Raw genomic sequence first — 24,377 nt, 5'->3', positions numbered from 1 at the left:
GCCGCAAAGCCCCTGGCGGTCGGGCGCAGAGTATAGACAGTTAGCAGACTAATGACAATGCAATGGCCTACCCCAAAAAGCGCATTGCAGGCGCTAAACAAATGGCGTAAATAGCGGCCTTTTTTCGCGGAAAAACCCGCCGAAACCCTTCTGCCGCCTGGGTTTTCGCAAATTGACTTTCGGATTTATCCCACTATAGTGGTGCGGGCCCTGCGTGGGGGGCTGTCTGATGATTTCAAGCATAACTAGGAGGCCACATATGGCTGACAAAAAAGCGCAGTTGATCATCGAGGGCAATGCCCCCGTCGAACTGCCCGTTCTGACCGGCACCATGGGTCCCGATGTAATCGATGTGCGGAGCCTGACCGCCACGGGTCGGTTCACCTTTGATCCTGGCTTTATGTCGACCGCCTCTTGCGAGTCGAAGATCACCTACATCGACGGCGACAAGGGCATCCTGCTGCACCGCGGCTACCCCATCGAACAGCTCGCCGAGCAATCGGACTACCTGGAAACCTGCTACCTGCTGCTCAACGGCGAACTGCCGAGCAAGGAAGAGAAGGCCAAGTTCGTCGGCACCATCAAGAACCACACCATGGTTCACGAGCAGCTGAAGAGCTTCTTCAACGGTTTCCGCCGCGATGCCCACCCGATGGCCATCATGTGCGGCGTGGTCGGCGCCCTCTCCGCCTTCTACCACGACTCGCTGGACATTAATAACCCACAGCACCGCGAAGTCTCGGCCATGCGCCTGGTGGCCAAGATGCCGACCATCGCCGCCATGACCTACAAGTACTCCATGGGCCAGCCCATGATGTACCCGCGTAACGACCTGAACTACGCGGAAAACTTCCTGCACATGATGTTCAACACCCCGTGCGAGATCAAACCGATCAGCCCGGTGCTGGCCAAGGCGATGGACAAGATCTTCATCCTCCACGCCGACCACGAGCAGAACGCCTCCACCTCCACCGTACGCCTGGCCGGCTCTTCCGGCGCCAACCCCTTCGCCTGTATCGCCGCCGGTATCGCCGCGCTGTGGGGCCCGGCGCACGGCGGCGCCAACGAGGCGGTGCTGAGCATGCTGGACGAGATCGGCAGCGTCGAGAACATCGACAAGTTCATCGCCAAGGCCAAGGACAAGAACGACCCGTTCAAGCTGATGGGCTTCGGTCACCGCGTGTACAAGAACTTCGACCCGCGCGCCAAGGTGATGAAGCAGACCTGCGACGAAGTGCTGGCCGAGCTGGGCATCAACGACCCGCAGCTGGAACTGGCGATGAAGCTCGACGAGATCGCGCGCAACGATCCGTACTTCAAGGAACGCAACCTCTACCCGAACGTCGACTTCTACTCGGGCATCATCCTCAAGGCCATCGGCATCCCGACTTCCATGTTCACCGTGATCTTCGCCCTGGCGCGTACCGTCGGCTGGATCTCGCACTGGAAGGAAATGCTCTCCAGCCCGTACAAGATCGGCCGTCCGCGCCAGCTGTACACCGGCTACGAGCAGCGCGACCTGCCGAGCGGCCGCGACTGATCGCCAGCGCGACGCAAAAAAGGCTGCCTGATGGCAGCCTTTTTTATTGGCTCGCAGTAAATACGGCGATATTTCTCAAAAATGGCGGATTTATCCGCGAACTTCGCGGATAACACCTACTTCCGCCCAGAACCCTCGACCAGCGCCTGGAGCGCTTTCAGCGTCTGCAGCGGTGCATCAACGACGAAGCTGTTGGCCAGCCAGGACGGCACGCTGCCGCCCGGCTCGGTATGCGCCTGGTAGACCACCTCCACCCGACCCTCGCCCAGCGGCCGCAAGCGCCAGATGCCCTCCAGCTTGCGCACCCGCACATAGCCGCGCTGCTCCGGCAGGCGCGTCGGCGCCGCCGTGAGCCGACGGGTGACGCTGCCGTCGGCGCCGACCTCGGTGGCGACCTGCAGCACCGAATCGCGCGGCGTCACCGGCCAGGGCGTGGCGTAACGGCTGTAGATCCAGCTCAGCGCGCCTTCGCTGCCGAGCAGGCGCTGCTCGCTGCAGGCGTAGATCCAGGCGCAGGAGGCGGCGACGTCCTCCTGCAGGGCGAGCAGGGTCGGCATATCCGTGCGCAGGGTGACCACGCCGCGATAGGCCTGGTAGCGCGAACCCGGCACCTCGGCCAGGTACACGCGCACACCGCCCTCCTCCCGGGCCAACCGCCATTGCAGCTCCGCGGCCGGCGCGCTCGCGACCAACAGCAGCAGGCCCAGCAGAGCGCCTCGCACGCCTCCCTTCATCGACACTCCCAGCGTTCAGGGCACCGCCGTGGCCTGTTCCAGCCACCCCAGCAGACGGATGGCGGCCTCGCGGCTATCGCCGCAGACCTGTTCGTCGGCGCTGAAGCCGACGCACACCGCCGGCCGCTCCGGGCGTCCGAACAGGGCACAGAGATGCTCGGCGGACAGATGGATGCAACGCACGCCGGCCGGCTTGCCCTGGGGCATTCCGGGAATCGGCGAGCTGATGGAAGGCGCGATGCAACAGGCACCGCAGCCTGCACGACAGTCCATGACAAACCTCGACATGCGGATAGAACGGCGGCGATGCTAATTTCGCGCGCGCCGCCAGTCGAGGCCTTTCGCGATCAGCGGCCGCGCTGCAAGCGCGCCAGCAGGCTGGACGTATCCCAGCGTCCGCCGCCCATGGCCTGCACCTCGGCGTAAAACTGGTCGACCAGTGCGGTCACCGGCAGCTGCGCGCCATTGCGCCGCGCCTCGTCGAGCAGAATCGACAGGTCCTTGCGCATCCAGTCCACGGCGAAGCCGAAGTCGAACTCGCCGGCCAGCATGGTCTTGTGGCGATTTTCCAGCTGCCAGGACTGCGCCGCGCCCTTGCTGATCACCTCCATCGCGCCGTGCGCGTCGAGACCGGCGCGCTGGGCAAAATGCAGCGCCTCGGCCAGCCCCTGCACCAGGCCGGCGATGCAAATCTGGTTGACCATCTTGGTCAGCTGGCCGCTGCCGGCAGCACCCATCAGACGGATCATCCGCGCGTAGCTCTGGATCACCGGCTCGGCGCTGGCATAGGCCTCGGCCTCGCCGCCGACCATCACCGTCAGCACGCCGTTGACCGCGCCGGCCTGGCCGCCGGACACCGGCGCATCGAGAAAGCCCAGGCCGCGCTCGGCGGCAAGCGCCGCCAGCTCGCGGGCGACATCGGCCGACGCCGTGGTGTGATCGACCAGGATGGCGCCCGGCGCCATGCCGGCGAAGGCGCCCTGCTCGCCCAGCACCACACCGCGCAGGTCATCGTCGTTGCCCACGCAGCACATCACCAGCTCGGCGCCCTGGGCCGCCTCGCGCGGCGTCGGCGCGCTGCTACCGGCGTATTCGGCCATCCATTGTTCGGCCTTGCCCGGCGAACGGTTGTACACCGTCACCCGATGACCGTTGCGGGCCAGATGCCCAGCCATCGGATAGCCCATCACGCCCAAGCCGATAAACGCAACCTTCGCCATAGCTACCTCCTCCAGACATAGGCGGCAGAGCCTAACACGGGGTTTGCCCTGGCCGGAAAGCCCTTCCATACTGCCTGCGCACGCAAGGGAGGGCCTATGGGACATTGGTTGGTCATCGACCTGGAAGCCACCACCGACGAGGGCGGCTGGCCAGTAGAGGAAATGGAGATCATCGAGATCGGCGCCAGCCTGGTCGGCGCCGACGGCCACGAGCGCGATCACTTCCAGCGCTTCGTCAAACCGCAACGACGCCCCTGCCTGACCGCCTTCTGCCGCGAGCTGACCCATATCGCCCAGGCCGAGGTCGACGCCGCGGCGCCCCTGCCTCAGGTCTGGGCGCAGTTCGAGCGCTGGCTCGGCCAACACGCACCGCGGCTGGTGGGCTGGAGCAGCTGGGGCGACTACGACCGCCGCCAGCTGGAGCAGGAATGGCGCCGGCACCAGCTCGCCAGCCTGCTCGCCGCGGTGCCGCACCTGAACCTCAAGCAGGCCTTCGCCAAGGCCCGTCAGCTGCCGCGGCCGATCGGCCTGCACAGCGCCCTGCAACTGGCCGGCCTGCAGTTCCAGGGGACGCAACATCGCGCGCTGACCGACGCGCGCAACACCGCTCGCCTGTTGCCGCTGGTGCTGCCGCTCAAAGACTGATGACGAAGAAAAGGCGCTTGGGCATACTGGCGGCCCCTTTTTAAACCCTCCCGAGGAATCGCAGATGTTCAAGGTCAACGAGTACTTCGACGGCACCGTCAAATCCATCGGTTTCGCCATGGCCGAAGGTCCTGCCACCATCGGCGTGATGGCCCCGGGCGAGTACGAATTCGGCACCAGCCAGCTGGAAGTGATGCACGTGGTCGCCGGCGCCCTGACCGTGAAGCTGCCGGGCAGCGACAGCTGGAGCACCTTCGAGGCCGGCAGCAACTTCACCGTACCGGCCAACAGCAAGTTCCAGCTGAAGGTGGCAGTGGACACCGCCTACCTCTGCGAATACCGCTAAGCTGCCGCAGCGCCTCGAAGAACCGGCCCTCGCGGCCGGTTTTTTCTTGCTCCCGCAGAAGTTCGAAGCCCTCGGTGCGCACGGAGCACCTACGCTCAGATGCACCTGAAAGCCTATTAACCCGCCAAGGACCGCCCCATGCCCCGCACCGCCCTTCTCGCGCCCATCGGCCTGCTGCTGGTGGCGATGATCTCGATCCAGAGCGGTGCCTCGCTGGCCAAGAGCCTGTTCCCGCTGGTCGGCGCCGAGGGCACCACGGCGCTGCGCCTGGTGCTCGGCGCGATCATCCTGTCGCTGGTGATGCAGCCCTGGCGCACCCGCCCGAACCTGGCCGCCTACCGCCCGCTGCTGGCCTACGGCCTGGCCCTGGGCGGGATGAACCTGCTGTTCTACATGTCGCTGCAGAGCATTCCGCTGGGCGTCGCCGTGGCCCTGGAGTTCACCGGGCCGCTGGGCCTGGCGCTGCTGTCGTCGCGGCGCTTGCTGGATTTCGCCTGGATCGCCCTGGCGGCCTTCGGCCTGTGGCTGCTGCTGCCCAGCGATCTGGCGCAGACCCAGCTCGACCCGCTGGGTATGGCCCTGGCCCTAGGCGCCGGGCTGTGCTGGGCGCTGTACATCGTCTTCGGGCAGAAGGCCGGCGCCGCCCACGGCCGCCAGACCGTGGCCCTGGGCACCTGGGTCGCCGCCCTGCTGGTGCTGCCCATCGGCCTGTGGCAGGCCGGCGGCAGCCTGTTCTCGGTGGATCTGCTGCCCATCGCCCTGGGTGTGGCGGTGCTGTCCTCGGCGCTGCCCTACAGCCTGGAGATGGTCGCCCTGACCCGCCTACCGGCGCGCACCTTCAGCATCCTGATGAGCCTGGAGCCGGCCATCGCCGCGCTTTCCGGGCTGCTGTTCCTCAGCGAGCAACTGAGCTGGAACCAGTGGCTGGCGATTGGCGCCATCATCCTCGCCTCGGCCGGCGCGGCCGCGACGATCAAACCCAAGAGCTAGCCGGCCTCACCGAACTGCAACTCGGCCAGGCGCGCATAGAGCGGGCTGCCGGCCAGCAGTTGTGCGTGGCTGCCGATGGCCGCCAGGCGCCCCTGCTCGATCACCGCGATGCGTTCGGCCTGCTTCACCGTGGCCAGGCGGTGGGCGATCACCAGGGTGGTGCGCCCGGCCATCAGGCGCGGCAGGGCCTGCTGGATCAGGTGCTCGCTCTCGGCGTCCAGCGCGCTGGTGGCCTCGTCGAGCAGCAGGATCGGCGCATCGGCGAGCAAGGCGCGGGCGATGGCCAGGCGCTGGCGCTGACCGCCGGAAAGCCCCAGGCCGGCATCGCCCAGGTGGGTCTGGTAGCCCTGCGGCAGGCGCTGAATGAACTCGTGGGCATGCGCCGCGCGCGCGGCCGCTTCCACCTCGGCCTGGCTGGCATCGAGGCCGCCGTAGCGGATGTTGTCCTCCACCGTGCCGTAGAACAGCGCTGGATTCTGCGACACCAGGGCGAAGCAGGCGCGTAGCTCGCGCGGGTCGAGCCGCTCGATCGGCACGCCGTCGATCAGGATGCGCCCGCCCTGCGGGTCGAAGAAGCGCAGCAGCAGGTCGAACAGGGTCGACTTGCCGGCGCCGGACGGCCCGACCAGCGCCAGGGTCTCGCCAGCGCGCACCTGCAGGCTGATGCCATCGACCGCGTAGTGCTCCGGACGCCCCGGATAGGCGAAGCGCAGATGCTGCAGCTCGATCTCGCCGCGCACCGGCTGCGCCAAATGCTGCAGCCCCTGTTGCGGCGCAGCGATCTCGTTGCGCGCGCGCAGCAGTTCGGCGATGCGTTCGGCCGCGCCGGCGGCGCGCTGTAGCTCACCGATCACCTCGCTCAGGGTGCCGAACGAGGAGCCGACGATCAGGCTGTAGAACACGAAGGCCGCCAGCTCGCCGCCGGAAATGCGCCCGGCGATCACGTCCATGCCGCCGACCCAGAGCATTACCCCGACGGCGCCGAGCACCAGCACGATGACCAGGGTGATCAGCCAGGCGCGCTGGGCGATACGCTTGCGCGCCACCGCGAACGCCGCCTCGGCGGACAGGCCGAAGCGGCGTTTGTCCTCGTCCTGGTGGTTGTAGGCCTGTACCGTCTTGATCTGCCCCAGCACCTCGCCGACGTAGCTGCCGACGTCGGCCACGCGGTCCTGCGACAGGCGCGACAGCGCGCGCACGCGACGGCCGAAGATCAGGATCGGCGCCACCACCAGCGGCAGCGCCGCCAGCACGATGCCGCTGAGCTTGGGGTTGGTCACCACCAGCAGCACGCTGCCGCCGACCAGCATGATCAGGTTGCGCAGCGCCATCGACAGCGACGAGCCGATCACCGATTGCAGCAAGGTGGTGTCGGCGGTCAGGCGCGACTGGATCTCCGAGCTGCGGTTGCTCTCGTAAAAGCCCGGGTGCAGCTCGATCAGGTGATCGAACACGCGCCGGCGAATATCGGCCACCACCCGTTCGCCCAGCCAGGACACCAGGTAGAAGCGCGTGTAGGTGCCCAGTGCCAGGGCCAGCACCAGGACGAAGAACAGCCCCAGCGACTGGCGCAACGCCGCCGGCGACTGGGTGGCCAGGCCCTGATCCACCAGCAGCTTGATGCCCTGGCCCATGGACAGGGTGATGGCGGCGGTGAACAGCAGCGCCAGCAAGGCGCCCAGCACCCGCCCGCGATAGGGCGCGATAAAGCGCCAGGCCAGGCGCAAGGCGCCGCGCTGACGGGAGGAAAGCAGCGATGTCATGGGGTTTCGGGTCGCCTCAGCAATAGATAGAAACCAGCGCCAGCCAGGCCGTCCGCACCAGCGGCCGCTCAGTCATGCAGAAAACGTTCGGCGTGGTCGGCGCTGGGCAGCAGGCATACGTCATGCCGCCCGAACAGGCGGTAGCGGTTCAGCGCAATGCGGTCGTAGCACCAGTCGCGCAGCGGTCGCGGGATCAGCCGCAACCCGGCCAGCCCCCGCCAGGGCCCGGGCAATTGGGCGAGGATGCCCAGCACGGCGTCGGAACGCAGCAGCAGGCGACCATTTTCGATCAGCGCCATGCTGTCGAAACGCTCGCTGGGCAACCCGTACCAGGCCAGCAATGCCTGCCCCTGAGCGGACTGCACCGAGGCCAGGCGAAACTGCCGCGCACGGTCGTGGCAGATGAGGAATTTCGCCCAGCCGTTGCACAGCTTGCAGACGCCGTCGAACAGCACGACGCGCTCACCCGCGACGAGACCGGGCGGCAGTACAGATTCAGTCATGGTGCGGCACTCGCCTGTCGAGCGAGCGGGCGGTAGTGGCCGGTGATGCGGTAGGCGAAGAGGATGTCTTCCTCCTGAGCGCCACGGCCGATGTTGTGCAGGATCAGCGGCGCACCGGTCTGAGCCTGGCGATCGCTGACGATGCCGATATGGGTGAGGCCGCGACCCAGATCCCAGGTGACGATATCGCCAGCCCGGTAGGTAGAAGCGTCCTGACTGACCGGCAACGACCAACCCTGGCGCTTGAACCAGGTCATCAGGTTGGGCACGCGGCGGTGGTCGATATTGGCGTCGGGACGGCTCAGCCCCCAGTTGTTCGGATAGACGGCGAAATTGCCGCGCATGTCGCGGTGCACCGCCTCCTGCAGATCCAGCCCCTGCTGGCGCAGCGCGCGGATCACCACGTCGGTGCACACCCCGGTGGCCATGGGCACGTCGCCGCCCGGATAGCTCAACTGGCGGTAAGCCGGGTCATAGCTCAGGGTCACGCCGACCTGCTGGCGCGCATCCAGCACCAACCTGTCAGCCTCGATGGCCTGCGCGGCCAGCGCCAGCGCCCAGGCCAGCAGTAGAACCAGCATGCGCATTGCGATCTCCTATCGAGCCAAGGGATACAGCAGTTCTTCCTTATACCCGGCCCAGACCCGCACGGCATCGGGAAAGGCGTCGTCCAGGGTCACCTCGCCGCTGTCCACCAGCAGCGGGCGGCCTTCCAGCGTGGCCAGCTTGCGCTTGGTGGCCACCACGCGCAGGCGCTCCAGGCCGATGGCGCGCAGCACGCGTGGGCTGATCTGCTGGTTGCCGCGGCCGAGGATATGGCCCTGGCCGCCGATGGCGGTGACCAGCAGATAGGCCGGATGCCCGTCGACCAGGGCCAGCAGCTCGGCCTCGTTGACGTCACGGGCGATCACCCGCCCATCTTCGATCACATCGACGCCCAGCAGCGTGGTGTCCAGCCCCAGGTTCTGCGCCAGGCCGTGCAGGGTCGAGCCGGGGCCGAACACATAGCGCACGCCCGACTCCCACTGCGCCTCCAGCCAGGCGGCGAGATCGGCCAGCACCAGCTCCTCGGACTCCACCCCGCCCTGCTTGACCGCCTGCACATAGCCGCCTTCCTGCGGCACGCACAGTTCGCCGTACCAGCGCGCGGTGACCCGGCCCTCGCGCAGGGCATTTTCGTCGATATCGCGCACCTCGCCGCTGGTCAGGCGCACCAGACCACCCTCGACCAGGCGCGCGGTCAGCTCGCCGGCGGCACGCGGGCTGATGGCGTAGACGCCGGACTGGATCTTCACCCCGGCCGGAATGCCCAGCACCGGTTGCCCTTGCCTGACCGCGGCGCAGACGTCCCGCGCCGTGCCATCGCCACCGGCGAACAGGATCAACGCCACCCCCGCGTCCTGCAGCTGCCGCACGGCGCGGCGGGTGTCTTCGGCGGTGGTGGCGCCTGCGCCCAACTCGCCCAGCAGGCGATGGGCGAAGCCCAGCTGCGCCAATAGATCGCCGCCCATGGCGCCCGGGTAGCTGACGAACTCGATGCGTTCGCGCAATCCCAGCAACTGCTCCAACGCGGTGCGGGTGCGCTGCGCCGCCTTCGGCTCGATACCCAGGGCCAGCGCCTGTTCGGCCACGCCGTCGCTGCCCTTGAGCGCCGCCGGGCCGCCGAGGCCGGCCAGCGGATTGATGATCAGACCTATATGGAAACGCGACATGAATTCCTCGTTCGACACAGGCTGGCACGCCGCCTGCAATACGACCTTTGCTATGTGTTTTGTGACGGAGCGGCACCGTCGCAATTGTCACCGCGCCTTCATCTAGCCGCTCTAGACTGGCGCGCATCACTGATGAGGAGACAGGCCATGAGCTTGCACGACACTGCCGCCCAACGCCCCGCCACCCCGGTCAAGCATCCGCAGATGCCGGTGGGCGGTTTTATCATCGATGGCCAGGGCCGCGAAGTGCCGATCACCGAAGGCATGATCCAGCAGGCCTGCGCCGAGCTGGAAAAGGCTCAGCAGCAGTCCCGGCGGCAAGGCTGAGGCGGCCAGGCGCCTGGCTGATCAGGCGCCCGGTGCCCCCTCAAGCGCGCGGCAGCAGTTTCAGCGACAGCGAATTGATGCAGTAGCGCAGCCCGGTCGGCCGCGGCCCGTCGGGGAACACGTGGCCGAGGTGGGCGTCGCACTTGGCGCATTTCACCTCGATGCGGTGCATGCCATGGCTGAAGTCGTCGAGCCGGGCGATCGCCTCGTCGCTGACCGGCTGGAAGTAGCTCGGCCAGCCGCTGCCGGAGTCGTACTTGGCGTCGGAATCGAACAGCGCCTCGCCGCAGCAGGCGCAGTGATAGACCCCCGGCGTCTTGCTGTCGTGATACTCACCGGTAAAGGGCCGCTCCGTGCCGCCCAGGCGACAGACATGAAACTGCTCCTGCGACAGTTCCTCGCGCCAGGCCTCCAGGGGTTTGTCGAGTTTGTCCACGGGCAGGGTTCCTCCTCGATAAAAGCCAGGCGATGCGTGACAGCGCTGGCCTTGGTTGTACGCAGGGCGCGTTGAGTTCGCGGCGGAAGCCGCTGCTACTGGCCGGGACCTGGGCGCATCCTCGCTTAAAAAAGCCGGATTGGCACCTTTGCCGCGCTCAGGCCGCCACGTATGATTCGACGCCAGTCTGTCACCCGCGTTACAGGCTGCCAAGATTCTCCGGCGCGAGACTTTTGCAGCGTGCTTCGGCGGGTTATCCATCGCTCGGGATCCCTTACATGCAGGTCAGCAAATCGAACAAGCTCGCCAACGTCTGCTACGACATCCGCGGGCCGGTGCTCAAGCACGCCAAACGTCTGGAAGAGGAAGGCCAGCGCATCCTCAAGCTGAATATCGGCAACCCGGCGCCGTTCGGTTTCGAGGCGCCGGAGGAAATCCTCCAGGACGTCATCCGCAACCTGCCCACCGCCCAGGGCTACAGCGACTCCAAGGGCCTGTTCAGCGCGCGCAAGGCGGTGATGCAGTACTACCAGCAGAAGCAGGTGGAAGGCGTCGGTATCGAGGACATCTACCTCGGCAACGGCGTCTCCGAGCTGATCGTGATGGCCATGCAGGCGCTGCTCAACAACGGCGACGAGGTGCTGATCCCGGCCCCCGACTACCCGCTGTGGACCGCCGCGGTGGCGCTGTCCGGCGGCAAGCCGGTGCACTACCTGTGCGACGAGCAGGCCGGCTGGTTCCCAGATGTCGCCGACATGCGCGCCAAGATCACCCCCAACACCAAGGCCCTGGTGCTGATCAACCCGAACAACCCCACCGGCGCGGTGTATTCGCGCGAGGTGCTGCTGGATATCGTCGAGCTGGCGCGCCAGCACAACCTGGTGCTGTTCTCCGACGAGATCTACGACAAGATCCTCTACGACGAGGCCGTGCACATCAGCACCGCCTCGCTGGCGCCGGACGTGCTGTGCCTGACCTTCAACGGCCTGTCCAAGAGCTACCGGGTGGCCGGTTTCCGTTCCGGCTGGGTGGCCATCTCCGGGCCCAAGCACAAGGCACAGAGCTATATCGAGGGCCTGGATATCCTGGCCAATATGCGCCTGTGCGCCAACGTGCCGAGCCAGCATGCGATCCAGACCGCGCTCGGCGGCTACCAGAGCATCAACGACCTGGTGCTGCCCAACGGTCGCCTGCTCGAGCAGCGCAACCGCGCCTGGGAACTGCTCAACGACATTCCCGGGGTCAGCTGCGTCAAGCCGATGGGCGCGCTGTACGCCTTCCCGCGGATCGATCCCAAGGTCTGCCCGATCCACAACGACGAGAAGTTCGTCCTCGACCTGCTGCTGTCGGAGAAACTCTTGATCGTCCAGGGCACCGCCTTCAACTGGCCCTGGCCGGATCACTTCCGCGTGGTCACCTTACCAAGGGTCGACGACCTGGAGCAGGCCATCGGCCGCATCGGCAACTTCCTCAAGGGCTACAGCCAGTAGGCCGGCATGGATCTGCAGATCGACGACTTCTACAAGGACGCCGCCGGCGGCCTGCTGCTGCTCTATCAGGCCTTCCCGCGCAAGCTGGCGCTGTACGTCGAGGACCTGATCGGCCGCGAGGAGCCCGACGAGTTCGGCCTGCCGAGCAAGCGCCACCAGGCCTGTCTCGGCGCTCTGCTGTGGCTGGCCGAGGAAGGCTATCTGCGCTTCGAGTCGACCATCGCCTACGACGCGCTGGACCAGGCGGTGCTGACCGAGAAGGGTTTCCTGCGCCTGTCGCGGGCCATTCCCCACGCCGCGGGCGAGGGCGAGGCGCTACCGCCCAGCGTGCGCCGGGTGCATGCTACCCTGGCCTTCCAACTGCGCGAGGCGCTGGCCCAGCAACACGGCGAACGTACCGCGCGCCTGACCCGCCTGCTGTTCGAGAGCAACCTGCAGGGTTCAGGCGACATAGTTTGAAATAGTCGCTGGTTGAAACCCTGGGGGGCGCGCCCTTATATAGCCCGCATTACTCGTACGTCTTTCCCCGTGAGGAGTCCGTTCACACCATGATGCGCATTATGTTGTTCCTGGCCACCAACCTGGCGGTGCTGATCATCGCCAGCATCACCCTCAAACTGCTGGGGGTCGATCGCTTCACCGGCCAGAACCATGGCAGCCTGCTGATCTTCTGCGCCGTGTTCGGTTTCGCCGGCTCGCTGGTGTCGCTGTTCATCTCCAAGTGGATGGCGAAGATGAGCACCGGCACCCAGATCATCACCCAGCCGCGTACCCGCCACGAACAGTGGCTGCTGCAGACCGTCGAGGAGCTGTCGCGCGAAGCCGGGATCAAGATGCCGGAAGTCGGTATCTTCCCCGCCTACGAGTCCAATGCCTTCGCCACCGGCTGGAACAAGAACGACGCGCTGGTCGCCGTCAGCCAGGGCCTGCTCGAGCGCTTCTCCCCGGATGAAGTGCGCGCGGTGCTGGCCCACGAGATCGGCCACGTGGCCAACGGCGACATGGTCACCCTGGCGCTGATCCAGGGCGTGGTGAACACCTTCGTGATGTTCTTCGCGCGCATCTTCGGCAACTTCGTCGACAAGGCCATCCTCAAGAACGAGGACGGCCATGGCATCGGCTACTTCGTCGCGACCATCTTCGCCGAGCTGGTACTGGGCATCCTGGCCAGCATCATCGTCATGTGGTTCTCGCGCAAACGCGAGTTCAAGGCCGACGAAGCCGGCGCCCGCCTGGCCGGTACCGGCGCGATGATCGCCGCGCTGCAGCGCCTGCGCGCCGAACAGGGCGTGCCGGTGAACATGCCGGACAGCCTGACCGCCTTCGGCATCAACGGCGGCCTGAAGAACGGCCTGGCCGGCCTGCTGATGAGCCACCCGCCGCTGGAAGATCGCATCGAGGCGCTGCGCCGCCTGGGTTGATCGCAAGCAACAAAGAAAAGGCGACCTGCGGGTCGCCTTTTGCTTCATAGGGCCGCGTGCAGCATCCCTGGCGGCGCGCGTGGCGCAGCCTACACAAGCTTCTCCAGCCGATAGACCACCTCGTCCAGCGCCTTGAGCTCGTGACGGATGAACTTCCAGTTGCCCGCCAGCACGTCCTCGCGCTGCAGCTCCTGCACCTGCCAGGCGGCGGCGAAGTGCCGCTGCACCTCGTCGTCGCCGACGGCGAAGGGCGGCCCGTCCATCTGGCTCTGGGCGTAATCCAGGGTGATCAGCAGGCCGCGGCAACCGTCCGGCAAAATCGCCGTCAAGTGCGCCGCATAGCGCTCGCGCATCGCCGGCGGCAGGGCGATCAGCGCGGCGCGATCGAACAGCGCCTGGCAATCGGCGACGTCCTCGGCGCGCAGGGCGAAGAAATCGCCGCACCACAGCTCCAGCGCGCCGGCGCGGTAGAGCTTGAACGCCCCGTGCCGGACGACCTCGGCCTGCAGGCCCTGCTCGGCGAAGAAGTCCTGCACGGCCTTTTCCGCCAGCTCCACGCCCAGCACGCGATAGCCCTGGCCGGCCAGCCAGGCCAAGTCCAGGCTCTTGCCGCACAGCGGCACCAGCACTCGCGCGCCCACAGGCACCGCCAGCGCCGGCCAGTGCCGTTGCAGGTAGGGATTGACCTGATCCAGGTGAAAACCGATCTGATCGCGCGCCCAGCGCTCCTGCCAAAAACCTTCGTGCACGCAAAACCTCCAGGTAAATCGATGATAAGGCTCAAGAATTTATGCTGGTATCGGATAGGTCCAGCCACCAAGATGGCAGCATCCTACTCCAGGAGTTAGCACCATGCTGCCTTCGCTCTTCATCTCCCACGGCTCCCCCATGCTCGCCCTCGAACCGGGCGCCAGCGGCCCGGCCCTGGCCCGCCTGGCGGCCGAGTTGCCGCGCCCGCGCGCCGTGCTGGTGGTCTCGGCCCACTGGGAAAGCGATCGCCTGCAACTGACCAGTGCCGAGCGCCCGCAAACCTGGCACGACTTCGGCGGCTTTCCGCCCGCCCTGTATGCCGTGCAGTACCTGGCCCCCGGCGCGCCTGCGCTGGCGGCAGAGATTGCCCAGCGCCTGAGCGATGCCGGCTTGCCCGCCGCGCTCGACCCGCAGCGCCCCTTCGATCACGGCGCCTGGGTGCCGCTGTCGTTGCTGTACCCGGCCGCCGACATCCCCGTGCTGCAACTGTCGCTACCCAGCCAGCTCGGCCCCGAGCTGCAGACCCGCGTCGGCCGCGCCCTGGCCGGTTTGCGCGCCGAGGGCGTGCTGCTGATCGGCTCCGGCAGCATCACCCACAACCTCGGTGAACTCGACTGGCGCGCCGGCCCCGAGGTCGTCACCCCCTGGGCCAGGGAGTTTCGCGACTGGATGGTGGCCCAACTCGAAGCCGACGACGAAGACGCCCTGCGCCGCTACCGCCAGCTGGCGCCGCACGCCGCGCGCAACCACCCCACGGACGAGCACCTGCTGCCGCTGTTCTTCGCCCGCGGCGCCGGCGGCGCTTTCAAGCTGGAGCACGCCGGCTTCACCTACGGGGCGCTGGGCATGGATATCTACCGCTTCGGCTGAACAGGCGCAGGGCCTTGCCCGGGTATCGCTGCGCTCAACCCAGGCTACGCGCCTGGCAAGCCCATCGGCCCCGGATTGCATCCGGGCTACAGGCCAGAAACGAAAAAGCCCCGCACTTGGCGGGGCTTTTCGTTTATCGCTGCGCGATCAATCCTCGCGGTAGCGGCGCAGCTTCAGGGCCTTGCCGGCAACGCGGGTATCCTTGAGCTTGCCGAGCAGGCGATCGAGGCCGTCTTCCGGCAGCTCGACCAGGCTGAAGGTCTCGCGGATCTGGATACGGCCGATGGCTTCGCGAGCCAGGCCGCCCTCGTTGAGGATGGCGCCGAGCAGGTTCTTCGCGGCGATACCGTCGCGCGTGCCCAGCGCGGTACGGCAGCGCACGCGACCTTCGGTCAGCGGCAGCGGCGCACGACGTTCGCGGTATTCACCGCGCTCAGCGCTGCGCTCGCCATCACGCTCACGACGCTCGCGCGGCGCACCACCGGCGCCCGGCACCAGCGGCTGCTCGCGCTCGACGCTGGCCAGATCCAGGGCCTGGCCGTTGGTCGCCTTGCGCAACAGGGCGGCGGCCAGCGCGCGCGGGCTGCAGCCGATCTCGGCGGTCAGGCGGTCGAGCAGCTCGCCATGACTGGCTTCGGCATCGGCCACCAGCGGCGCCAGGCTGCTGGTGAGCTTCTTGATCCGTGCATCCAGCACCTGCTGGGCGTTCGGCAGCTTGACTTCGCCGACCTTCTGCCCGGTGACGCGCTCGATCACCTGCAACATGCGGCGCTCGCGCGGGGTCACCAGCAGCAGCGCGCGACCGGTACGGCCGGCACGACCGGTGCGGCCGATACGGTGCACGTAGGATTCCGGGTCATAGGGCATGTCGACGTTCATCACGTGAGTGATGCGCGGCACGTCGAGGCCGCGGGCGGCCACGTCGGTGGCGATGACGATATCCAGGCGGCCGTCCTTGAGCGAGTCGATCACCCGCTCACGCTGGTTCTGGGCGATGTCACCGTTCAGCGCGGCGGCCTTGTAGCCCTTGGCTTCCAGCGCGGCGGCGAGGTCCAGGGTGGCCTGCTTGGTGCGCACGAAACCGATCAGCGCATCGAACTCCTCGACTTCCAGCAGGCGCAGTACGGCGGCGTGCTTCTGGTCGGCGTGGACCATCAGGTGCGCCTGCTCGATGGCAGTCACGGTCTGGGTCTTGGAGGCGATCTTGATGTGCTGCGGGTTACGCAGGTGCTTCTCGGCGATGGCGCGGATCGAGTGCGGCAGGGTCGCGGAGAACAGCACGCTCTGGCGGCTTTCCGGCATGGCTTCGAAGATCACTTCGAGGTCGTCCATGAAGCCCAGCTTGAGCATCTCGTCAGCCTCGTCGAGCACCAGGTACTGGATGGTCGACAGCACTTTCTCGTCGCGACGCAGGTGGTCGACCAGACGGCCCGGGGTGGCCACGATGACCTGCGCGCCCTGGCGGATGGCCTTGAGCTGCGGGCCCATGGGCGCGCCGCCGTAGACGGCGACCACGTTCAGGCCGGGCATCTGCTTGGAGTAGGTTTCGAAGGCGGTGGCCACCTGCAGGGCCAGCTCGCGGGTCGGGGCGAGGATCAGCACCTGCGGCTCGCGCTTGGCCGGGTCGACCTTCGACAGCAGCGGGAGGGCGAACGCGGCGGTCTTGCCGGTGCCGGTCTGCGCCTGGCCGATCATGTCGTGGCCGGCGAGGATCACCGGAATCGCCTGCGCCTGGATCGGCGAGGGCTCTTCGTAACCGACGGCGGTCAGAGCGGCGAGAATATTGGGGTGAAGTCCGAGCGCGGCGAAGCCGCCGATTTCCTGGGTCATGGGTCTGCCTCTAGTGCATCCGCAAAGACCCATGTTCCAAAGCTGCGCATGCCGTGTAAGACCTTGTGGGTCACCCTGGCAGCCTGGTTCGGCGGGGATTTGCGAAGACGTGATGAAAAGTGAATCGTCAAGGATAGTCCGCTGCGGGACTGGCTGCCGAAGTCGGGCTTCGGGCGAATTGCGCTACCTGAACGTGGCCAGAGAATTGGCCGGCGCGCACTATACCGGAAATTCCTGACGCGGGTGGCGGTTTTTGCAGTTTTCCCGGCCGTGCGCTGCCAAACGGTCGCCGCCATGGACAAGCGCGCGGCGGCCGGCTATATCCCTGCGACCTCCTCCACGAGCCAAGGATCATCCTCATGACCTCCTCCGACCGCGGCCGCGTCAGCCGCGAAAAACGCGGCCACATCCTGCTGCTCGGCCTCGACCGGGTGGCCAAGCGCAATGCCTTCGACCTCGACATGCTCGACGACCTGTGCCGGGCCTACGGCGAGTTCGAGCGCGACGACGAGGCGCGCGTGGCGCTGGTGTTCGCCCATGGCGAGCACTTCACCGCCGGCCTCGACCTGGCCAAGGTGGCCGCCCAGTTCGCCGCCGGCTGGCAGATTCCCGCAGGCGGTTGCGACCCCTGGGGCGTGTTCGGCGGGCCGCGGGTGAGCAAGCCAGTGCTGCTCGCGGTGCAGGGCTACTGCTACACCATCGGCATCGAGCTGATGCTGGCCGCGGACATCAACCTGTGCGCCAGCAACACCCGTTTCGCCCAGATGGAGGTGCAGCGCGGCATCTTCCCCTTCGGCGGCGCCACCCTGCGCCTGCACCAGCAGGCCGGCTGGGGCAACGCCATGCGCTGGCTGCTCACCGGCGACGAGTTCGACGCTCACGAGGCCTATCGCCTGGGGCTGGTGCAGGAGGTGCTGGCCAGCGAGGAACTGCTGCCCAAAGCGTTGCGCCTGGCCGAACGCATCGCCGCGCAGGCGCCGCTGGGCGTGCGCGCCACCCTGGCCTCGGCGCGCCAGGCGGTGCGCGAGGGCGAAGCCGCGGCGGCGGCAGCGCTGCACAGCACGGTCAAACAGCTGATGGCCAGCGAGGACGCCGCCGAGGGCGTGCGCGCCATGCTCGAACGGCGCCCGGGGAATTTTCAGGGGCGCTGAGCGGAACCAGTCGATGCATGACGGCCTGCAAGCCAGGCTTGCGTAGGGTGGATCGCGCGTCATCGATCCACTGCTTCTGGTGGCTGCAGACAGCGACATCCACCCAGCCCTGCGCCTCAGGTGGCCGGGCGCAACGCCTCGATCAGGGGCTGCAGCGAGTAGCCCAGGCGCGGCGCCAGCTCGCCGGCGCGCGCCTGCAGGCGGCCGCGATCCAGTTGCTGGTCGAGGTCGGCGGGGATCAGCAGCACCACGTTGCCCTCCTTCACCGGGCATTCCCAGTAGTGGCGGTGGTAGAGCCCGCGCAGCAGCGCGGCGCCGAGCGGCTTGCCGTCGTTGCCGGCCCACTGGTTGATGATCAGCCAGCCGCCGGGGTTGAGCTTTTCCCGGCAACGCTCGAGAAAGCGCCAGGCCAGGTGGCCGGCGCCCGGCCCCTGGTCGGTGTAGAGGTCGAGGAAGATCAGGTCGGCGGTCTCGGCGCTGCCGAGCAGCTCGGTGGCGTCGCCGATGCGGATGGTCAGCCGCGGGTCGTCGTCCAGGCCGAGAAACTCCATGGCCAGGCGCGGCACGTCGGGGCGTAGCTCGATGGCCTCGACGTCCTCCAGGGCCAGGAACTTGAGGCAGGCCTGGGTCAGGTTGCCGGCGCCCAGACCGAGAAACAGCGCGGTCTCCGGCGCATCGTGGCACAACGCGCCGAGCAGCATGGCGCGGGTGTAGTCGTATTCCAGCCAGCTCGGGTCGCCGGCGAACACGCAGCTCTGCTCGATGGCCTCGCCGAACTCGAGGAAACGGTAGGCGCCGATCTGCACCACGCGGATCACCCCGAAGGCATCGCGCACCTCGGCCAGCAGCACCTCGTCCTGCATCTGCAACTCGTCGCTCGGCGGCAATCCCGGCATGGCTCTCCCTCCAGCAGTGACATCCCGCACCAGAAGCGACGGGGCAAAGGCGCCGATTGTCATTGAAGCGGCCGCCCCCGGTCACGCGATAATTCCAGCACTTGCGCTGCTCACTCATAACAATAACGAGGTTCGCCATGTACGCCATCATCGGCGCCGGTCCCATGGGCCTGTGCACGGCCCGGCAATTGAAGAAGCACGGCATCGACTTCGTCGGTTTCGAGCTGCACAGCGATGTCGGCGGCCTGTGGGACATCGACAACCCGCACAGCACCATGTACCACTCGGCCCACCTGATTTCCTCCAAGGGCACCACCGAGTTCAGCGAATTCCCCATGCGCGCCGAGGTGGCGCCCTACCCGCACCACAGCGAGATGCGCCGCTATTTCCGCGACTACGCGCGGCAGTTCGGCCTGTACCCGCACTACCAGTTCGACACCCGGGTGGTGCAGCTGCAGCGCCTGGACCAAGGCTGGCAGCTGATCAGCGAGCGCCATGGCGAGCGCCGCGAATGGCGCTTCGACGGCGTGCTGATCGCCAATGGCACCCTGCATACGCCGAACCTGGCGGCGCTGCCGGGCGAGTTCAGCGGCGAGCTGCTGCATTCTTGCGCCTACAAGAGCGCCGAGCTCTTCGCCGGCAAGCGCGTGCTGGTGGTCGGCTGCGGCAATTCGGCCTGCGACATCGCGGTGGATGCCGTGCACCGCGCCGCCTCGGTGGACCTGTCGGTGCGCCGCGGCTACTACTTCCTGCCCAAGTTCATTCTCGGCAAGCCCACCGACACCTTCGGCGGCGCGATCAAGCTGCCGCGCCGGCTCAAGCAGCTGGTCGACGGCCTGCTGGTGCGCGCCCTGGTCGGCAAGCCGTCACAATACGGCCTGCCGGATCCGGACTACCGCCTGTACGAGTCGCACCCGGTGATGAACTCGCTGGTGCTGCACCACCTCGGCCATGGCGATATCCGCGCCCGCGGCGATATCGTCGCGGTGGACGGCCACAGCGTGCACTTCGCCAACGGCGAACAGGCCGAGTACGACCTGATCCTGATGGCCACCGGCTACAAGCTCGACTATCCCTTTATCGAACGCGGCGAGCTGAACTGGCCGCAGGGCGCCGGCGCGCCGCAGCTGTACCTCAACGTTTTCCACCCCGAGCGCGACGACCTGTTCATGCTCGGCATGGTCGAGGCCTCCGGTCTCGGCTGGCAGGGCCGCGACGAGCAGGCCGAGCTGGTGGCCCTGTACATCCGCCAGCTGCAGGCCGGCAGTCCGGCGGCCGAAGCCTTGCGCCGGCTCAAGCGCGAACGCGCCGGGCAGCGCCTGGACGGCGGCTACCAGTACCTGGATCTGGAGCGCATGGCCTACTACGTGCACAAGGACAGCTATCGTCAGCGCATCGCCACCCACAGCGCGGCGCTGCGCCGCGAGCTGGCCGCCGGCGCCGTGCCGGCCGCCCAGGGAGCCTGAACGTGGAAGCCGTCACTATCGCCTTCGACCCCAGCAGCCTGGTGCTGATCAACCTGATCGTCGCCCTGATGATGTTCGGCGTGTCGCTCGACCTGCGCGCCGAGGACTTCCGCCGCATCGCCCGCGCGCCCAAGGCGCCGCTGATCGGCCTGCTGGCGCAGTTCGTGCTGCTGCCGGCGCTGACCTGCCTGGCCTGCTGGGCGCTGCGCATCCAGCCGGAACTGGCCCTGGGCATGGCGCTGATCGCCGCCTGCCCCGGCGGCAGCTTCTCCAACATCATGACCTGGATGGCGCGCGGCAGCGTCGCCGTGTCGGTAAGCATGACCGCGGTGTCCAGCCTCGCCGCCAGCCTGCTGACGCCGCTGAACTTCGCCCTGTACGCCTGGCTCAACCCCTACACCCGACCGCTGCTGACGCAGATCGCCCTCGACCCGCTCGGCCTGCTCCTGCTGGTGCTGCTGGTGCTGGGTCTGCCGTTGGTGGCCGGCATGTGGGTCGGCCGGCGCTTTCCGCAGCTGACCCTCAAGGTGGAAAAACCGCTGCGCCTGCTCGCCCTGCTGGTGATGCTCGGTTTCGTCGCCCTGGCCTTCAGCCGCAACCTGGAGCAGTTCGCCACGCACTTCCACCTGTTCTTCTGGCTGGTGGTGGCGCACAACGCCCTGGCCCTAAGCATCGGCTACCTCAGCGCGCGGCTGAGCGGTCTGGCGGCCGCCGAACGTCGCGCCATCACCCTGGAGGTGGGCATCCAGAACTCGGCGCTGGGCCTGGTGATCATCTTCACCTTCTTCCCTCAGGCCGGCGGCATGCTGCTGATCGCCGCCTTCTGGGGCTGCTGGCACCTGGTCTCGGGCCTGGCCCTGGCCTGGTTCTGGTCGCGCCGCCCGCCGCCGCCACTCACCGCCCCGCTGATCGCTCTCGGAGAAAAATGATGCGAGTCGTCCTGATCACCGGCGCCGCCAGCGGCCTCGGCTGGCAACTGGCGCGCGCCTGCCACGCCCGCGGCGACGCCCTGCTGCTCACCGATATCGACGCGAGCGGCCTGGCCGCGCGTGTCGGGGAACTGGGCCCAGCCCGCGTGCTCGGCGTCGCCGGCGATATCACCGATCCGGCGCTGCACCAGCAGCTGCTGGCGACTTGCCGCGCGCAATTCGGCCGCCTCGACGTGCTGCTCAACAACGCCGGCATCACCCACCGTTCGCCCACCGTGTGCACCGCCCCGGCGGTGCTGCGCAAGGTCATGGCGGTGGACTACCACGCGCCGCTGGAGCTGACCCTCGCCGCCCTGCCGCTGCTGCGCCAGAGCCGCGGCCAGGTCGTCGCCATCGGTTCCATGGCCGGCTGGATGCCGGTGCTCGGCCGCGCCGGCTACTGCGCGGCGAAAAGCGCCCTGGGCCAGGCCTTCGAGGTGCTGCGTGCGGAGATCGGCCGCGACGGCATCGGCCTGCTGATGGTCTACCCGAGCTTTCTCGACACCCCCATCGAGCGCAACGCCCTGGGCGGCGACGGCCAGCCGGCCGGCCATGCGCGCTCGACCATCGGCCGCATTCGCGGCGCCGACTGGATGGCCGGGGAAATCCTCGAGGCCCTGGAGCAGCGCCGCGAGCGCCTGTTTCCGGATCGCGCCAGCTGGCTGGCCAGTCTGCTCTGGCGCGTCGCCCCGGCCCTCTACTACCGGCAGATGAGCCGGCGCTTCGCCGGGGAGCTGGGTTGATGGCCTTCGCCCCCTACGCCCTCGGCGCCTTTATCCTGCTGGCCTACACCCTGGAGGCGGTCACCGGGTTCGGCAGCATAGTGATCGCCCTGTCGCTGGGCGCATTGCTGCTGCCCATCGACCAGCTGCTGCCGGTGCTGGTGCCGCTGAATATCGGCATGACCGGCTACCTGGTGTGGCGCCACCGCGCGCAGATCGACCGCCCGCTGCTGCTCGGCACCATACTGCCGGGCATGCTCGCCGGCACCCTGCTCGGCTACTGGCTGCTGCCGTATCTAGACGCGGCGCTGCTCAAGCGCGGCTTCGGCCTGCTGATCCTGTGGTTCGCCGGCCGCGAGCTGTGGCGCCTGCGCCATGCCGCGGCGCTACCGCTGCGCCCGGCCTGGCTGACCCGCGCTATTACCCTCGGCGCCGGCCTCAGCCACGGCCTGTTCGCCTCCGGCGGGCCGCTGCTGGTCTACGGCCTGGCCGGCACGACGCTGGACAAGGCACGCTTTCGCGCCACCCTGGTGACGGTCTGGTTCAGCCTCAACAGCCTGCTGACCGCCGCCTTCCTGCTCGACGGCCGCCTGCAGCCGGCCCTGCCCCAGGTGCTCGCCTACGCCCCGCTGCTGCTGCTCGGCCTGTGGCTGGGCGAACGCCTGCACCGGCGCTTCGACGAGCGCCATTTCCGCCTCGCCATCTACTGCCTGCTGCTGGTCACCGGCGTTCTGCTGCTGGCCCCCTGGAGCCTCACATGAGTTTCGACATCGTCATCAACAACGGCCTGTACTTCGACGGTAGCGGCGCACCCGGCGCGCGGCGCCATATCGGCATCAAGCATGGCCGCATCGACACCCTCAGCCTCAGCCCGCTGGATGAGCGCGGCGCCGAGGTGATCGACGCCGCCGGCAAGTGGGTCACCCCGGGCTTTCTGGAAATCCACTCGCACTACGACGCCGAAGTGATCGCCGCGCCGGCGCTCAAGGAGTCGGTGCGCCACGGCGTGACCAGCGTGACCATCGGCTCCTGCTCGATCAGCATGGTGCTGGCCGACGCCGAGGACTGCTCGGATCTGTTCACCCGCGTCGAGGCGGTGCCGCGCGAATACGTGCTGCCGATCCTCCAGGAGAAGAAGAGCTGGCGCGACGCCGCCGGCTACCGCGCCTTCTACGACCAGCATGCACTGGGCCCGAACGTCAGCTCCTTCCTCGGCCACTCCGAGCTGCGCGTGGCGGTGATGGGCCTCACGCGCGCCACCAGCAAGGTGGCGCCGAGCGAGGCCGAGCTGAAGCGCATGGAGCAGTTGCTGGAGGAGGCGCTGGACGCCGGCTGCATCGGCCTGTCGGTGATGACCACGCGCCTGGACAAGATGGACGGCGAGCGCGCCTGGTCCAGCCCGCTGCCCTCGACCTTCGCCAGCTGGAAGGAATTCTCCCGCCTGTTCGCCATCCTCCGCCGCCGCGGCGCGGTGCTGCAGGGCGCGCCGAACGCGGTGACCAAGGTCAATGTGTTCGCCTTCCTCTGGCAGGCCCACGGCTGGTTCAGACAGCCGCTCAAGTGCACCATGCTCACGGCGCTGGACCTCAAGTCGCAGCCGCTGCTGCACCGCTTCACCCGCCTCTCCGGCTGGCTGGCGAACAAGGTGCTGCGCGGCCACTTCCGCTGGCAGACCCTGCCGGCGCCCTTCACCCTGCGTCTGGAAGGGCTCAACGTGAACGCCTTCGAGGAGTTCGGCGCCGGCGAGATCCTGCGCAATATCAGGGACCCGGACGAGCTCTACGCCAAGGTCAAGGAACCGGCGTTCCGCGCCCTGTTCAAGCAGCAGGTCAAGGCGGTGCTGACCAAGGGCCTGTGGCACCGCGACTTCTCCGACTGCTGGGTGACCGAGTGCCCGGATGCCAGCCTGGTCGGCCAGAACTTCAGGCAGCTCGGCGAGAGCAGCGGCCTGGACGCGGTGGACGCCTACTTCGAGCTGGCCTGCCAGTACCGCGAAGCGCTGAAGTGGAGCACCTGCTACGGCAACGATCGCGAGCCGATCATGCGCAAGCTGCTGGCCAGCCCCTGGACTCACCCTGGGTTTGCCGACTCCGGCGCGCACCTGCGCTCCATCGCCCAGTACAACTTCCCGCTGCGCTTTCTCAAGTACGTGCGCGATGCGCAGCTGGCCGGCGAGCCCTTCATGGAACTGGGCCAGGCGGTGCGCCGCTGTAGCGGCGAGCTGGCCGACTTTATCGGCGTGGACGCCGGCTATATCCGCGTCGGCGACCGCGCCGACCTGGTGATCGTCAACCCCGAGGGGCTCACCGAGGAGCTGGACGCCATCGCCGAGGCGCCGATGGAAGTGCTCGGCCTGACGCGGGTGGTCAAGCGCAACGACGCGGCGGTGGAGGCCACCCTGATCAACGGCCGCATCGCCTACCGCCGCGGCCTGGAATACCCCGAGGAGCTGGGCAAGACGCAGGATTACGGGCGCTTCCTGCCGGGCCGCGAGGTGCTGCCGCGCCGCCAGCCGGCGGCGGACCTGCAGCCGACCACCGCCTAGGCTGCGCGCGCACCGCACCTGGCCCTCGGTGCGCACGGCCTGGGCGGCCCCA

General features: G+C 67.8%; 26 protein-coding genes. 15 read left to right on the top strand and 11 right to left on the bottom strand.

What is annotated here, in order from left to right; translation table 11 throughout:
* Positions 1–259: 259 nt before the first annotated feature.
* Positions 260–1,540, top strand: a complete 1,281-nt coding sequence (gltA, locus tag AC1G9C_RS10120; RefSeq protein WP_021442749.1) for a citrate synthase — start codon at positions 260–262, stop codon at positions 1,538–1,540.
* 116 nt (positions 1,541–1,656) lie between these two features.
* Here the strand turns inward: gltA and AC1G9C_RS10115 are convergent, their stop codons facing one another.
* The 3 genes from AC1G9C_RS10115 to AC1G9C_RS10105 form a co-directional block, all read right to left on the bottom strand.
* Positions 1,657–2,274, bottom strand: coding sequence for an START domain-containing protein (locus AC1G9C_RS10115; protein ID WP_480410087.1), 618 nt, complete (start codon positions 2,272–2,274; stop codon positions 1,657–1,659).
* 15 nt (positions 2,275–2,289) lie between these two features.
* On the bottom strand, positions 2,290–2,547 hold the full coding sequence (locus AC1G9C_RS10110; protein WP_031303652.1) for a YkgJ family cysteine cluster protein: 258 nt from the start codon (positions 2,545–2,547) through the stop codon (positions 2,290–2,292).
* A 74-nt stretch (positions 2,548–2,621) separates the two neighbouring features.
* Positions 2,622–3,494 (bottom strand): NAD(P)-dependent oxidoreductase, encoded by an 873-nt coding sequence (locus AC1G9C_RS10105; RefSeq protein ID WP_480410086.1) that lies wholly within the window; start codon positions 3,492–3,494, stop codon positions 2,622–2,624.
* Positions 3,495–3,590: 96 nt separating this feature from the next.
* On the opposite strand from AC1G9C_RS10105, the gene AC1G9C_RS10100 reads away from it, so the two are divergent.
* The 3 genes from AC1G9C_RS10100 to rhtA all read left to right on the top strand — a co-directional run bounded on the left by AC1G9C_RS10100 (position 3,591) and on the right by rhtA (position 5,475).
* Positions 3,591–4,139: a 3'-5' exonuclease gene (locus AC1G9C_RS10100; protein WP_480410085.1), complete on the top strand. Its 549-nt coding sequence runs from the start codon at positions 3,591–3,593 to the stop codon at positions 4,137–4,139.
* Between the two features lie 64 nt (positions 4,140–4,203).
* Complete coding sequence (gene ppnP / locus AC1G9C_RS10095; RefSeq protein WP_003240864.1) at positions 4,204–4,485, top strand: pyrimidine/purine nucleoside phosphorylase; 282 nt, start codon at positions 4,204–4,206, stop codon at positions 4,483–4,485.
* A 138-nt stretch (positions 4,486–4,623) separates the two neighbouring features.
* Entirely contained in the window at positions 4,624–5,475 is an 852-nt protein-coding gene (gene rhtA, locus AC1G9C_RS10090; RefSeq protein WP_480410084.1) for a threonine/homoserine exporter RhtA, read from the top strand.
* Here the strand turns inward: rhtA and AC1G9C_RS10085 are convergent.
* The 4 genes from AC1G9C_RS10085 to AC1G9C_RS10070 all read right to left on the bottom strand — a co-directional run bounded on the left by AC1G9C_RS10085 (position 5,472) and on the right by AC1G9C_RS10070 (position 9,453).
* A complete protein-coding gene (locus AC1G9C_RS10085) occupies positions 5,472–7,238 on the bottom strand; it encodes an ABC transporter transmembrane domain-containing protein (RefSeq protein ID WP_480410083.1) in 1,767 nt (588 codons plus the stop codon). The two genes, rhtA and AC1G9C_RS10085, sit on opposite strands and share 4 nt — an antisense overlap.
* A gap of 68 nt (positions 7,239–7,306) precedes the next feature.
* On the bottom strand, positions 7,307–7,741 hold the full coding sequence (locus tag AC1G9C_RS10080) for a thiol-disulfide oxidoreductase DCC family protein (RefSeq protein WP_480410082.1): 435 nt from the start codon (positions 7,739–7,741) through the stop codon (positions 7,307–7,309).
* Positions 7,738–8,328, bottom strand: coding sequence for a DUF1287 domain-containing protein (locus AC1G9C_RS10075; RefSeq protein ID WP_480410081.1), 591 nt, complete (start codon positions 8,326–8,328; stop codon positions 7,738–7,740). Before AC1G9C_RS10075 ends, AC1G9C_RS10080 begins: the two co-directional genes overlap by 4 nt.
* A gap of 9 nt (positions 8,329–8,337) precedes the next feature.
* Positions 8,338–9,453 (bottom strand): ATP-NAD kinase family protein, encoded by a 1,116-nt coding sequence (locus AC1G9C_RS10070; protein WP_480410080.1) that lies wholly within the window; start codon positions 9,451–9,453, stop codon positions 8,338–8,340.
* A gap of 147 nt (positions 9,454–9,600) precedes the next feature.
* Between AC1G9C_RS10070 and AC1G9C_RS10065 the strand changes: the two genes are divergently transcribed.
* Positions 9,601–9,780 carry a PA1571 family protein gene (locus AC1G9C_RS10065; protein ID WP_480410079.1) on the top strand — a complete coding sequence of 60 codons (180 nt, stop codon included), beginning with the start codon at positions 9,601–9,603 and terminating at the stop codon, positions 9,778–9,780.
* A 40-nt stretch (positions 9,781–9,820) separates the two neighbouring features.
* Here AC1G9C_RS10065 and msrB read toward each other — a convergent pair whose 3' ends face one another.
* Positions 9,821–10,216, bottom strand: coding sequence for a peptide-methionine (R)-S-oxide reductase MsrB (gene msrB / locus AC1G9C_RS10060; RefSeq protein WP_021442892.1), 396 nt, complete (start codon positions 10,214–10,216; stop codon positions 9,821–9,823).
* A gap of 278 nt (positions 10,217–10,494) precedes the next feature.
* Here msrB and AC1G9C_RS10055 point away from each other — a divergent pair, with 278 nt between their 5' ends.
* From AC1G9C_RS10055 to htpX, 3 genes are all read left to right on the top strand, one after another.
* Positions 10,495–11,706, top strand: coding sequence for a pyridoxal phosphate-dependent aminotransferase (locus tag AC1G9C_RS10055; protein ID WP_021442893.1), 1,212 nt, complete (start codon positions 10,495–10,497; stop codon positions 11,704–11,706).
* 6 nt (positions 11,707–11,712) lie between these two features.
* The gene (locus AC1G9C_RS10050; protein WP_480410078.1) at positions 11,713–12,165 is read left to right on the top strand and encodes a hypothetical protein; all 453 of its coding nucleotides are present in this window, start codon (positions 11,713–11,715) and stop codon (positions 12,163–12,165) included.
* 89 nt (positions 12,166–12,254) lie between these two features.
* On the top strand, positions 12,255–13,127 hold the full coding sequence (gene htpX, locus AC1G9C_RS10045; RefSeq protein WP_021442895.1) for a protease HtpX: 873 nt from the start codon (positions 12,255–12,257) through the stop codon (positions 13,125–13,127).
* Between the two features lie 89 nt (positions 13,128–13,216).
* On the opposite strand, the gene AC1G9C_RS10040 is transcribed toward htpX, so the two are convergent.
* Positions 13,217–13,876 carry a thiopurine S-methyltransferase gene (locus AC1G9C_RS10040; RefSeq protein ID WP_457787109.1) on the bottom strand — a complete coding sequence of 220 codons (660 nt, stop codon included), beginning with the start codon at positions 13,874–13,876 and terminating at the stop codon, positions 13,217–13,219.
* 103 nt (positions 13,877–13,979) lie between these two features.
* Here AC1G9C_RS10040 and AC1G9C_RS10035 point away from each other — a divergent pair, with 103 nt between their 5' ends.
* A complete protein-coding gene (locus AC1G9C_RS10035; protein WP_480410077.1) occupies positions 13,980–14,747 on the top strand; it encodes a DODA-type extradiol aromatic ring-opening family dioxygenase in 768 nt (255 codons plus the stop codon).
* A gap of 147 nt (positions 14,748–14,894) precedes the next feature.
* On the opposite strand, the gene AC1G9C_RS10030 is transcribed toward AC1G9C_RS10035, so the two are convergent.
* Positions 14,895–16,577: a DEAD/DEAH box helicase gene (locus AC1G9C_RS10030; protein ID WP_122107727.1), complete on the bottom strand. Its 1,683-nt coding sequence runs from the start codon at positions 16,575–16,577 to the stop codon at positions 14,895–14,897.
* 359 nt (positions 16,578–16,936) lie between these two features.
* Here AC1G9C_RS10030 and AC1G9C_RS10025 point away from each other — a divergent pair, with 359 nt between their 5' ends.
* Positions 16,937–17,728 (top strand): crotonase/enoyl-CoA hydratase family protein, encoded by a 792-nt coding sequence (locus AC1G9C_RS10025; RefSeq protein ID WP_480410076.1) that lies wholly within the window; start codon positions 16,937–16,939, stop codon positions 17,726–17,728.
* 116 nt (positions 17,729–17,844) lie between these two features.
* Here the strand turns inward: AC1G9C_RS10025 and AC1G9C_RS10020 are convergent, their stop codons facing one another.
* On the bottom strand, positions 17,845–18,624 hold the full coding sequence (locus tag AC1G9C_RS10020; protein WP_021444507.1) for a spermidine synthase: 780 nt from the start codon (positions 18,622–18,624) through the stop codon (positions 17,845–17,847).
* A gap of 137 nt (positions 18,625–18,761) precedes the next feature.
* Between AC1G9C_RS10020 and AC1G9C_RS10015 the strand changes: the two genes are divergently transcribed.
* The 5 genes from AC1G9C_RS10015 to AC1G9C_RS09995 are packed head-to-tail and all read left to right on the top strand — an operon-like array spanning position 18,762 to position 24,325.
* Positions 18,762–20,090: a flavin-containing monooxygenase gene (locus tag AC1G9C_RS10015; RefSeq protein WP_480410075.1), complete on the top strand. Its 1,329-nt coding sequence runs from the start codon at positions 18,762–18,764 to the stop codon at positions 20,088–20,090.
* Between the two features lie 2 nt (positions 20,091–20,092).
* Positions 20,093–21,019 carry a bile acid:sodium symporter family protein gene (locus AC1G9C_RS10010; protein ID WP_480410074.1) on the top strand — a complete coding sequence of 309 codons (927 nt, stop codon included), beginning with the start codon at positions 20,093–20,095 and terminating at the stop codon, positions 21,017–21,019.
* Complete coding sequence (locus AC1G9C_RS10005) at positions 21,019–21,801, top strand: SDR family NAD(P)-dependent oxidoreductase (protein WP_480410073.1); 783 nt, start codon at positions 21,019–21,021, stop codon at positions 21,799–21,801. Before AC1G9C_RS10010 ends, AC1G9C_RS10005 begins: the two co-directional genes overlap by 1 nt.
* On the top strand, positions 21,801–22,541 hold the full coding sequence (locus AC1G9C_RS10000; RefSeq protein WP_480410072.1) for a sulfite exporter TauE/SafE family protein: 741 nt from the start codon (positions 21,801–21,803) through the stop codon (positions 22,539–22,541). The genes AC1G9C_RS10005 and AC1G9C_RS10000 overlap by 1 nt, the downstream gene beginning before the upstream one ends.
* The gene (locus tag AC1G9C_RS09995; RefSeq protein ID WP_480410071.1) at positions 22,538–24,325 is read left to right on the top strand and encodes an N-acyl-D-amino-acid deacylase family protein; all 1,788 of its coding nucleotides are present in this window, start codon (positions 22,538–22,540) and stop codon (positions 24,323–24,325) included. The genes AC1G9C_RS10000 and AC1G9C_RS09995 overlap by 4 nt, the downstream gene beginning before the upstream one ends.
* Positions 24,326–24,377 lie beyond the last annotated feature (52 nt).

The organism is Pseudomonas sp. ABa2 (genome assembly GCF_056676075.1).
The sequence above is the reverse complement of the archived record's forward strand: the minus strand, read 5'-3'. Positions and strand labels throughout refer to the sequence as shown.

Bases quoted from the DNA above. Each gene is read 5' to 3' on its own strand.
- gltA (WP_021442749.1), top strand. From the start codon at position 260: ATGGCTGACAAAAAAGCGCAGTTGATCATCGAGGGCAATGCCCCCGTC.
- AC1G9C_RS10115 (WP_480410087.1), bottom strand. From the start codon at position 2,274: ATGAAGGGAGGCGTGCGAGGCGCTCTGCTGGGCCTGCTGCTGTTGGTC.
- AC1G9C_RS10110 (WP_031303652.1), bottom strand. From the start codon at position 2,547: ATGGACTGTCGTGCAGGCTGCGGTGCCTGTTGCATCGCGCCTTCCATC.
- AC1G9C_RS10105 (WP_480410086.1), bottom strand. From the start codon at position 3,494: ATGGCGAAGGTTGCGTTTATCGGCTTGGGCGTGATGGGCTATCCGATG.
- AC1G9C_RS10100 (WP_480410085.1), top strand. From the start codon at position 3,591: ATGGGACATTGGTTGGTCATCGACCTGGAAGCCACCACCGACGAGGGC.
- ppnP (WP_003240864.1), top strand. From the start codon at position 4,204: ATGTTCAAGGTCAACGAGTACTTCGACGGCACCGTCAAATCCATCGGT.
- rhtA (WP_480410084.1), top strand. From the start codon at position 4,624: ATGCCCCGCACCGCCCTTCTCGCGCCCATCGGCCTGCTGCTGGTGGCG.
- AC1G9C_RS10085 (WP_480410083.1), bottom strand. From the start codon at position 7,238: ATGACATCGCTGCTTTCCTCCCGTCAGCGCGGCGCCTTGCGCCTGGCC.
- AC1G9C_RS10080 (WP_480410082.1), bottom strand. From the start codon at position 7,741: ATGACTGAATCTGTACTGCCGCCCGGTCTCGTCGCGGGTGAGCGCGTC.
- AC1G9C_RS10075 (WP_480410081.1), bottom strand. From the start codon at position 8,328: ATGCGCATGCTGGTTCTACTGCTGGCCTGGGCGCTGGCGCTGGCCGCG.
- AC1G9C_RS10070 (WP_480410080.1), bottom strand. From the start codon at position 9,453: ATGTCGCGTTTCCATATAGGTCTGATCATCAATCCGCTGGCCGGCCTC.
- AC1G9C_RS10065 (WP_480410079.1), top strand. From the start codon at position 9,601: ATGAGCTTGCACGACACTGCCGCCCAACGCCCCGCCACCCCGGTCAAG.
- AC1G9C_RS10055 (WP_021442893.1), top strand. From the start codon at position 10,495: ATGCAGGTCAGCAAATCGAACAAGCTCGCCAACGTCTGCTACGACATC.
- AC1G9C_RS10050 (WP_480410078.1), top strand. From the start codon at position 11,713: ATGGATCTGCAGATCGACGACTTCTACAAGGACGCCGCCGGCGGCCTG.
- htpX (WP_021442895.1), top strand. From the start codon at position 12,255: ATGATGCGCATTATGTTGTTCCTGGCCACCAACCTGGCGGTGCTGATC.
- AC1G9C_RS10035 (WP_480410077.1), top strand. From the start codon at position 13,980: ATGCTGCCTTCGCTCTTCATCTCCCACGGCTCCCCCATGCTCGCCCTC.
- AC1G9C_RS10030 (WP_122107727.1), bottom strand. From the start codon at position 16,577: ATGACCCAGGAAATCGGCGGCTTCGCCGCGCTCGGACTTCACCCCAAT.
- AC1G9C_RS10025 (WP_480410076.1), top strand. From the start codon at position 16,937: ATGACCTCCTCCGACCGCGGCCGCGTCAGCCGCGAAAAACGCGGCCAC.
- AC1G9C_RS10020 (WP_021444507.1), bottom strand. From the start codon at position 18,624: ATGCCGGGATTGCCGCCGAGCGACGAGTTGCAGATGCAGGACGAGGTG.
- AC1G9C_RS10015 (WP_480410075.1), top strand. From the start codon at position 18,762: ATGTACGCCATCATCGGCGCCGGTCCCATGGGCCTGTGCACGGCCCGG.
- AC1G9C_RS10005 (WP_480410073.1), top strand. From the start codon at position 21,019: ATGCGAGTCGTCCTGATCACCGGCGCCGCCAGCGGCCTCGGCTGGCAA.
- AC1G9C_RS10000 (WP_480410072.1), top strand. From the start codon at position 21,801: ATGGCCTTCGCCCCCTACGCCCTCGGCGCCTTTATCCTGCTGGCCTAC.
- AC1G9C_RS09995 (WP_480410071.1), top strand. From the start codon at position 22,538: ATGAGTTTCGACATCGTCATCAACAACGGCCTGTACTTCGACGGTAGC.